This is a genomic window from Edaphovirga cremea, from assembly GCF_003332275.1.
GTDB classification, from domain to species: domain Bacteria; phylum Pseudomonadota; class Gammaproteobacteria; order Enterobacterales; family Enterobacteriaceae; genus Edaphovirga; species Edaphovirga cremea.
Window position 1 is genome coordinate 1 of record NZ_QOVA01000047.1, and the last position, 8,598, is coordinate 8,598.

7 protein-coding genes are annotated in these 8,598 nt (G+C 49.3%); all 7 read left to right on the plus strand.

Going from position 1 to position 8,598, the window contains the following annotated elements; all coding sequences use genetic code 11:
* The first annotated feature begins 382 nt into the window (after positions 1-382).
* The 7 genes from DRI82_RS23230 to kdsB all read left to right on the plus strand — a co-directional run bounded on the left by DRI82_RS23230 (position 383) and on the right by kdsB (position 8,438).
* Positions 383-2,659, plus strand: coding sequence for a ComEC family protein (locus tag DRI82_RS23230; RefSeq protein WP_114196258.1), 2,277 nt, complete (start codon positions 383-385; stop codon positions 2,657-2,659).
* A gap of 36 nt (positions 2,660-2,695) precedes the next feature.
* The gene (gene msbA, locus DRI82_RS23235; RefSeq protein WP_114196263.1) at positions 2,696-4,444 is read left to right on the plus strand and encodes a lipid A ABC transporter ATP-binding protein/permease MsbA; all 1,749 of its coding nucleotides are present in this window, start codon (positions 2,696-2,698) and stop codon (positions 4,442-4,444) included.
* Positions 4,441-5,418 (plus strand): tetraacyldisaccharide 4'-kinase, encoded by a 978-nt coding sequence (gene lpxK / locus DRI82_RS23240; protein WP_114196259.1) that lies wholly within the window; start codon positions 4,441-4,443, stop codon positions 5,416-5,418. The genes msbA and lpxK overlap by 4 nt, the downstream gene beginning before the upstream one ends.
* 409 nt (positions 5,419-5,827) lie before the next feature.
* A complete protein-coding gene (locus DRI82_RS23245; protein WP_114196264.1) occupies positions 5,828-6,040 on the plus strand; it encodes a cold-shock protein in 213 nt (70 codons plus the stop codon).
* Between the two features lie 93 nt (positions 6,041-6,133).
* Complete coding sequence (locus DRI82_RS23250; protein ID WP_114196260.1) at positions 6,134-7,360, plus strand: winged helix-turn-helix domain-containing protein; 1,227 nt, start codon at positions 6,134-6,136, stop codon at positions 7,358-7,360.
* A 143-nt stretch (positions 7,361-7,503) separates the two neighbouring features.
* The gene (locus tag DRI82_RS23255) at positions 7,504-7,686 is read left to right on the plus strand and encodes a Trm112 family protein (RefSeq protein ID WP_114196261.1); all 183 of its coding nucleotides are present in this window, start codon (positions 7,504-7,506) and stop codon (positions 7,684-7,686) included.
* Positions 7,683-8,438, plus strand: a complete 756-nt coding sequence (gene kdsB / locus DRI82_RS23260; protein ID WP_114196262.1) for a 3-deoxy-manno-octulosonate cytidylyltransferase — start codon at positions 7,683-7,685, stop codon at positions 8,436-8,438. The genes DRI82_RS23255 and kdsB overlap by 4 nt, the downstream gene beginning before the upstream one ends.
* Positions 8,439-8,598 lie beyond the last annotated feature (160 nt).

Consider the following 8,598-nt stretch of genomic DNA (forward strand, 5'->3'; position numbering starts at 1 on the left):
ACGGGCCGTAAGTAATCCATAGATGCAAATGTCAGATCGCGATGCGCCTGTTAGGGCGCGGCTGGCAAGAGAGCCTTATAGGCGCATATGAAAAACCTCCGGCTATGCCGGAGGATATTTATTTATGGTCACAAATTACCTTTTGCTCTACGCCATATCACCTCATTTGCCCTCTGTTGCATTCCCTGATTTCTCAGTCTGCCTCACAAAATAAATAGCATCGCTGTTGCCTGGGAAACTATCTGTCGAGGCGTGCTGCAATACGCGCTATTCCTGTTGGCGACAACATTTCCTCAGCCACATACTTCACACACCCAAGAACCCAACGTGCGGACGTGAAAAACACACTCCCCAGAAAGGATTATTCATCATTAAGCTCACCGTGTCTGACGTGGCATTAGCGCTTGTCCTTGGAATGTTGCCGCTGCTCATCTTGCCTACTTTACCCGACTATCGCGTGCAGATAGTCGTGCTGTTGGCTTCACTACTGCTTATGTTCATGAGTAAATTTTACTGGCGGTTGAGTAAACAGTTGATGTTTATCGCCATCTTTCTGGTGGGTTTTATTTGGGCCACCATTAATGGCACGGTAATGCTTGGTCAGATTGAACAATATTCCGGTACTAAAGTGCAGGTCTTGGGGGAAGTAGAGAGCCTCTATCTGGAAGGAAATAATCAACAGCGGATTGTTTTCCGCGCACATAAAATCAATCAGCGATGGGTCTTTCCACCGTTGTCGATCAGCATCAAGTGGGATGATGCTTTGCCTTATTGCGCCGGGCAACGTTGGTTTCTGACACTGAGTTTGCGGCCGGTGCATAGTCAACTGAACCAGGGCGGATTTGACGGGCAGCGCTGGGCCATTGCGAATCGTCGTCCACTGAATGGATCACTGTTATCCGCGCAACCATTGACGAGTGATTGTGGCTGGAGACAACAACTTGTCAGTGAGGCTCAGCGACAATTAGCCGATAATGATTTTGCCGGAGTGTTGCTGGCATTGGGCTTTGGTGAAAGCGCACTGATCCCACAACAAACGCGGATAATGTTACAACAAACAGGCATCGCCCATTTGATGGCGATTTCTGGTCTGCATATCACGATTGCGGCGCTATTTGGTTGGCTACTGGTGCGTGGAATTCAGTTTTTTATGCCACAAGACTGGATAAGCTATCGCATCCCGCTTGCTGTGAGTTGGATGGTGGCATTGCTCTATGTCTGGTTGGCGGGGAGCAATCCTCCTGCAATCAGAGCAATGCTGGCACTGAGTTTCTGGATCGTATTAAGGCTAAACGGCATTCTCTTTCATGCATGGCAAGTCTGGCTGGGCTGCATTACGTTGATTCTGCTGGCCGACCCCTTGAATGTGCTGTCAGACAGTTTTTGGTTATCGTGTTTTGCGGTGGGGTCATTAATTTTCTGGTTTCAGTGGTGTCCTTTACCTCAGCGATTTAATCAGGGTTGGAAGTGGGCATGGTTGCGCTGGGGTCACTTACAACTGGGCATGATGTTGCTGCTTATGCCGATGCAGATTGGACTCTTCCAAGGGGTGAGTTTGAACTCATTGCCCGCCAATCTCTGGGCAGTGCCGCTGGTCTCATTCATCGTGGTACCATTGGTGTTGATAGCCCTGCTGCTCATTTCGTTCCCTTTGCTCAGTGGTTGCATGTGGTTCATCGCCGATCGCCTGCTGGTTTTTATTTTCTGGCCGATGCCTTTGTTGCAACAAGGATGGACAAACTTTGGTGAGCGCTGGCTGGCGATGAGCCTCATTGGCTGGATGGGTGTGGTCATATGGCGTTTTCGCTGGTGGCACTCCAACCCTATTTCTGTATGTTCTATGTCAGTAGTGATCACGCTTTGGATGTTTAAAAGTGACAAAGAACAATGGCGTCTGGATATGTTGGATATTGGACATGGTTTGGCTGTGCTGATCGTGAAGAATGACAAGGCCATTATTTACGATACCGGTAATCGTTGGCCGCAAGGGAGTAGCGCTGAACGCACAGTGATCCCCTACCTAAGGTGGCGCGGGATTACGGTTGAACAGATAATTATCAGCCACGATCATGCCGATCACGGGGGAGGGTTGCCTGAAATGCAAAGTGCATTTCCATTGGCAAGTGTGCGGACTCCTTGGGCGGAAAGCGGGCATTTACCTTGCCAGCAGGGGAATCAATGGCATTGGCAAGGACTGGATTTTACCGTGCTATGGCCTGAAAACGCAGCTAATAATGCAGGCAATAATGAGTCTTGCGTCATTCGTGTCACTGATGGGCAGTTCTCGGTGCTCTTAACAGGGGATATCGAGCAAAAAGCCGAACTGGCGCTGGTACGTCAACTTCGTGGGGAATTGGCTGCCGATATTCTGCAGGTTCCCCATCACGGTAGCTCGACATCGTCCAGCCCACCTTTTTTACGCGCTGTCCGGCCTGAACTCTCCCTTGCTTCGGCTTCACGCTATAATGCATGGCGTTTGCCGTCGAAAAAAATAGTCAGCCGATATGCGGAAAATAACGCAAATTGGCGCGATACTTCACGCTCTGGTCAACTAAGTGTGTTTTTTTTCGGCAACTACTGGCAAATAAAAGGATTTCGGGAACAATTAATGCCACGTTGGTACCATCAGCGGTTTGGCGTAAGGGGTGATAATGCGTAGAATAGGCCGCTATTTCTTCCAATGCTGGTTAATTGCATGATGAATGATAAAGATCTCTCCACCTGGCAGACATTCCGTCGCCTTTGGCCGATGATCGTCCCGTTTAAAGCTGGTCTGATTGCTGCGGCCATTGCGCTAATTCTTAATGCCGCCAGTGATACCTTCATGCTGTCATTGCTAAAACCTTTGCTCGACGATGGGTTTGGCAAATCGAACAGCTCTATCCTGATGTGGATGCCGCTGGCTGTCATTGGGTTAATGCTGGTACGTGGGATTACAGGGTTTGTATCGAGTTACTGTATTGCCTGGGTTTCCGGTAAAGTCGTGATGCAAATGCGTCGTCGCCTGTTTGGTCACATGATGAATATGCCTGTGGCATTCTTCGACCAGCAATCGACTGGTACGCTTTTGTCACGTATCACTTATGACTCGGAGCAGGTTGCCTCATCTTCTTCGGGGGCGTTGATCACCGTGGTTCGTGAAGGCGCCTCTATTATCGGTCTGTTTGCCATGATGTTTTATTACAGTTGGCAGCTTTCCCTGATCCTGATTGTTATTGCCCCCATCGTCTCCTTTGCTATCAGATTGGTCTCCAAGCGTTTTCGTGGGATCAGCAAGAACATGCAAAGCACGATGGGTCATGTCACTACCAGTGCAGAACAGATGCTGAAAGGGCATAAAGAAGTGCTTATCTTCGGGGGACAGAAAGTTGAAACCGAACGTTTCAACAAGGTAAGCAACCTGATGCGTCAGCAAGGGATGAAGATGGTCTCTGCCTCGTCGATCTCTGACCCGATCATCCAACTGATTGCCTCTCTGGCCCTGGCGTTTGTTCTTTATGCCGCGAGTTTCCCATCGGTGATGGAAACGCTCACCGCAGGTACCATTACTGTTGTGTTCTCTTCAATGATTGCATTGATGCGTCCGTTGAAGTCACTGACCAACGTGAATGCGCAATTCCAGCGGGGTATGGCGGCGTGCCAAACGCTGTTCTCTATTCTGGATATGGAGCAGGAGAAAGATGACGGTAAGCTTGAAGTAGAGCGCGCCAAGGGTGAAATCGAATTTCGCAACGTCACGTTCTACTATCCGACTAAAGAGACGCCAGCGCTGCGCGATATCAATCTGCATATTCCAGCAGGTAAAACCGTGGCTCTGGTTGGACGTTCAGGTTCCGGCAAATCGACAATTGCCAATCTGCTGACGCGGTTCTATGACATCCAACAGGGCGAAATCCTCATGGATGGTCACGATCTGCGTGAATATACGCTCTCTTCGTTGCGTAATCAGGTCGCTCTGGTTTCGCAAAATGTCCATCTCTTCAACGATACAATTGCCAACAATATCGCCTATGCGCGCAGCGATCATTATAGTCGTGAGGAAATTGAAAAGGCTGCCCGGATGGCCTACGCGATGGACTTCATTGATAAAATGGATAATGGTCTTGATACCATTATCGGTGAGAATGGTGTCCTGCTTTCCGGTGGGCAACGCCAACGTATCGCGATTGCCAGGGCGTTATTGCGAGACAGCCCGGTTTTGATCCTGGATGAGGCCACTTCCGCGTTGGATACCGAATCTGAGCGGGCTATTCAGGCAGCCCTCGATGAGTTGCAGAAGAACCGTACATCTCTGGTTATCGCTCACCGATTGTCTACGATCGAGAAAGCGGATGAAATTCTGGTCGTTGAAGATGGGCGGGTGGTTGAGCGCGGTGGACACCATGAGCTGCTTGAACATAAAGGTGTTTATGCACAACTTCATCGGATGCAATTTGGCCAATGATTGAACGCATCTGGTCAGGGCGCTCGCCGCTATATCTGTTCTTATTGCCATTGTCATGGCTGTACGGATTCGTGACTTTTGCGATTCGCTGCAGTTATCGGGCAGGATTAAGACGAAGTTGGCATGCGCCCCGGCCAGTTGTCGTGGTTGGCAATCTGACCGCTGGAGGTAATGGTAAAACGCCCGTCGTTATCTGGCTGGTTGAGCATCTGCAGCAGCGAGGATTGAAAGTTGGTGTTGTCTCCAGAGGTTACGGCGGCAAGGCCGATCACTATCCTTTGGTTCTGACTTCGACCACGCAAACGTCAGAAGCCGGGGATGAACCCATGTTGATATTCCAGCGGACCGGTGCGAGCGTTGCTGTGGCTCCCAAGCGGGTGGAAGCTGTTCAGGCATTATTGAAGCAAAATGATGTAGACATCATTATCACTGACGATGGTTTGCAACATTATGCATTGGGCCGTGACTTTGAGATTGTGGTGATCGACGGCCAGCGGCGCTTCGGCAATGGTTGGTGGCTACCGGCTGGACCTATGCGCGAGAGGGCCTCACGGTTGAAAACAGTTGATGCCGTCATCGTCAATGGAGGGGAGGCGCGAACCAAAGAGCTCGGAATGACGCTGGCGCCATCTCTTGCAGTTAATCTTGCGACGGGGCAACGTAAACTTGTTGAAGAGTTGGCATCAGTCGTAGCGATGGCAGGAATTGGCCATCCTCCGCGTTTTTTTGCCACGCTGTCAGCATTGGGAATGAAGACAGAGCGCAATGTCACTTTCGCTGACCATCAGGCCTACAGTCTTGAACAACTCTCGGTTTTGACGCAGGGTGATCAGGTTTTGCTGATGACTGAAAAAGATGCGGTCAAATGCCGTAATTTTGCGCAATCCAATTGGTGGTATCTCCCGGTCGATGCCGTTTTTGATCGGGTGTCTGGCGAGCAATTATTGGCAAAGATTATGGGATTGATTAAATAAATCCCGTTTTCCAACGATGAGTTGTGAATTTAAAAAGAATGGTTTCAGTAAGATAAAATTTATCTGACGTTACTTATTCAATTACATTATTAAAGAGTTGCGCTTATGGCATTTTTATGAGTAAATGCTTGTCGGCCTGTGATACAGGCGTATTTATGTTTGTGTTTAGAGTAAAGCAGTTCCTCCAAAGACGTTATCACCTGATTCCGCTTCCATGATGAACCTTCTGACTAAGTGCCTCCCATAAGTAACGTATCTGAAAGATCGGCCATCTATGCCATATGGCAATTAATTAATAGTATAAAAGTGCTCAAAAGCGGTTTAATTCGAAAACTTTACGTTGGGCAACAGCATCCGAACAATAATAAAAAGCGTTGTCATGGATGCCCACAAAAAAGGAAATAATAATATGATGTTAAAAATGGGTCGCGTGAAATGGTATAACCAAATGAAAGGTTACGGCTTTATTTCACCACTGGATGGCAGCAATGATGTTTATGTCAGTCGCACGGCAATTGCCAATACCGGCAGTAAGTCACTGAATGAAGGTCAATGCGTCGAATTTACTACGTATAAAAGTGTTTACCACGGCCCAGCCGCCGCGGACGTCATTGCCTTCTGATGACACATTTCGCCAGCGCTAACCTTTACAGGTTTTACGCGCTGGCGAAAATATGTTATCGATATCCATTGAATAGTTATCTTGGATATCGTAATGCCAGCACAGGTTTTCTCCCTCTCCACTGCGCGCGTGCTTCATCTTGCTGCTCAGGGTCTTAAAAATCCTCCTACGCGCAAAGCGACGCCAGCCGATCTGCTTGACGTTATCCGTACCATGGGTTTGCTGCAAATAGACACGATCAGTGTGGTTGCGCGAAGTCCTTATCTGGTGTTATTCACTCGCCTTGGCGACTATCCTGCTGAATGGTTGGAAAACGCACTGGCTGCAAAACAGCTCTTTGAGTACTGGGCGCACGAAGCCTGCTTCATCCCAATCGAAGATTTTGCACTGCTCCGCCACCGCATGCTTTATCCGGAACATCTCGGATGGAAATACTCCCCAGAATGGCGAGAAAAACATCATCAGGATATTGAGGATTTGTTGGGGCATATCGCACAAAATGGTCCGGTACGTTCAGCCGATTTTTCCCGTGAGAACAAAAACAGCACGGGCTGGTGGGATTGGAAACCAGAAAAACGTCATCTGGAAACCTTGTTTACTGCCGGAGAGTTAATGGTCAGTGAGCGCAAGAATTTTCATCGCGTTTACGATTTAACCTCACGCATACTGCCGGATTGGAATGACGATCGCGACACACTTTCTGCTGCTGAGGCGCAGTACGAGATGTTGCGCCGCAGCAGTCAATATCTGGGTATTTTCAAAGCGGAGTGGCTGGCCGATTACTATCGACTGAAACGTATTCCGCTGAGAGGCGTCATCAACCGTCTTGAAGAAGACGAAGAGATCGCGCAGGTCAGCGTTGAAGGATTCAGTGAACCCTTTTATGTACACCACACTCTATTCCCTCTGCTGGCACAATCAGCATCCCAATCAATTACCTCAACGGTAACCTCTTTGCTTTCGCCATTTGATCCGATCGTTTGGGACAGAAAGCGTGCTTTAGCCTTGTTTAATTTCGATTACCGGATTGAATGTTATACGCCGCAGGCCAAGCGACAGTATGGTTACTTCGTCTTGCCGATTCTTCATCGGGGTGAGTTGATTGGGCGGACGGACGCCAAGATACACCGAAGAGAACAGGTTTTCGAAGTCAAAGCACTCTATCTTGAACCGGGGACCAAAGTGGGATCGCGGCGGATCAACGATCTGACCAAGGCGATCAGCCAATGTGCGCGATGGCATGGTGCGACCCGCGTGGTGATTGGCGCGGTGCCGGAAGCATTGCGCGCAAGCTGGCAGGGCGGATGGGAAATCGTGTAAAAAATCTGGTCACGGCGGGAAGTATTTTTGCCGGGCGACCCTCTGCGTATTTATGATCACCCACAGCGATTAACGGTCTGGGAAGGGTTATGATATCCTTTCAACCTTTGGTTTTATTCAGATATCTCCAACGTGGAGGAAGCATGGATCATCGTTTGCTTGAAATTGTTGCGTGTCCGGTTTGTACCGGGAAACTCTATTTCAATAAAGAAAATCAGGAATTGGTGTGTAAAGTGGATGCACTGGCTTATCCAGTGCGCGACGGGATTCCGGTTTTGCTGGAAAACGAAGCGCGTTCCCTTTCGGTTGATGAGAAACATCCATGAGTTTTATTGCAATCATTCCAGCTCGTTATGCTTCCAGCCGCTTGCCGGGTAAGCCGCTTGCCGACATCAATGGTAAGCCAATGGTGGTGCATGTCATGGAGCGGGCGTTGGAGTCTGGTGCGGATCGGGTTATTGTCGCGACCGACCACCCTGATGTCATGAAAGCCGTTGAAGCCGCAGGCGGGGAAGTGTGCATGACCCGGCCTGATCATCAGTCAGGCACGGAACGCCTTGCCGAAGTCATCGAACGCTATGGTTTCTCTGATGACGAGATTATCGTCAACGTCCAGGGTGACGAGCCGCTCATCCCGTCAGTAATTATTCGTCAGGTTGCTGAAAACCTTGCTGCGTCGCAGGCGGGAATGGCAACACTGGCTGTCCCTATCGAGAGCGCTGAAGAGGCGTTCAATCCAAATGCTGTGAAAGTGGTTATGGATGCGCAAGGGTATGCTTTGTACTTTTCCCGGGCGACGATTCCCTGGGAGCGTGAAAGGTTTACCCATTCCCGTGACAACATCGGCGATCACTTCCTGCGGCATATTGGCATTTATGCTTATCGCGCGGGTTTCGTCCGCCGTTATGTGACCTGGGAGCCAAGCGCATTGGAGCAGATTGAACTGCTCGAACAATTGCGCGTTCTCTGGTATGGCGAGAAAATTCACGTTGCGGTGGCGAAGGCCATTCCTTCTGTCGGTGTAGATACACCGGAGGATTTGCAGCGCGTACGGGATCACTTCTCGCAAGTAAAATAGGTATATAACCGGGATGAATTCCTTCATTCCGGTTGATTGTGCACAGAAAACCTCCAGCTAGGCTGGAGGTTCCGTAAAGCTTTCAGCTTTGAGCCAGTTATAAAAACCCCTTTTGATTTGTTAAAACAGTTTGCGGTCTGGCAACTGCAAACGTTCAACA

Coding starts and splice junctions, on each gene's coding strand:
- msbA (WP_114196263.1), top strand. CDS start 2,696: ATGATGAATGATAAAGATCTCTCCACCTGGCAGACATTCCGTCGCCTT.
- lpxK (WP_114196259.1), top strand. CDS start 4,441: ATGATTGAACGCATCTGGTCAGGGCGCTCGCCGCTATATCTGTTCTTA.
- DRI82_RS23245 (WP_114196264.1), top strand. CDS start 5,828: ATGATGTTAAAAATGGGTCGCGTGAAATGGTATAACCAAATGAAAGGT.
- DRI82_RS23250 (WP_114196260.1), top strand. CDS start 6,134: ATGCCAGCACAGGTTTTCTCCCTCTCCACTGCGCGCGTGCTTCATCTT.
- DRI82_RS23255 (WP_114196261.1), top strand. CDS start 7,504: ATGGATCATCGTTTGCTTGAAATTGTTGCGTGTCCGGTTTGTACCGGG.
- kdsB (WP_114196262.1), top strand. CDS start 7,683: ATGAGTTTTATTGCAATCATTCCAGCTCGTTATGCTTCCAGCCGCTTG.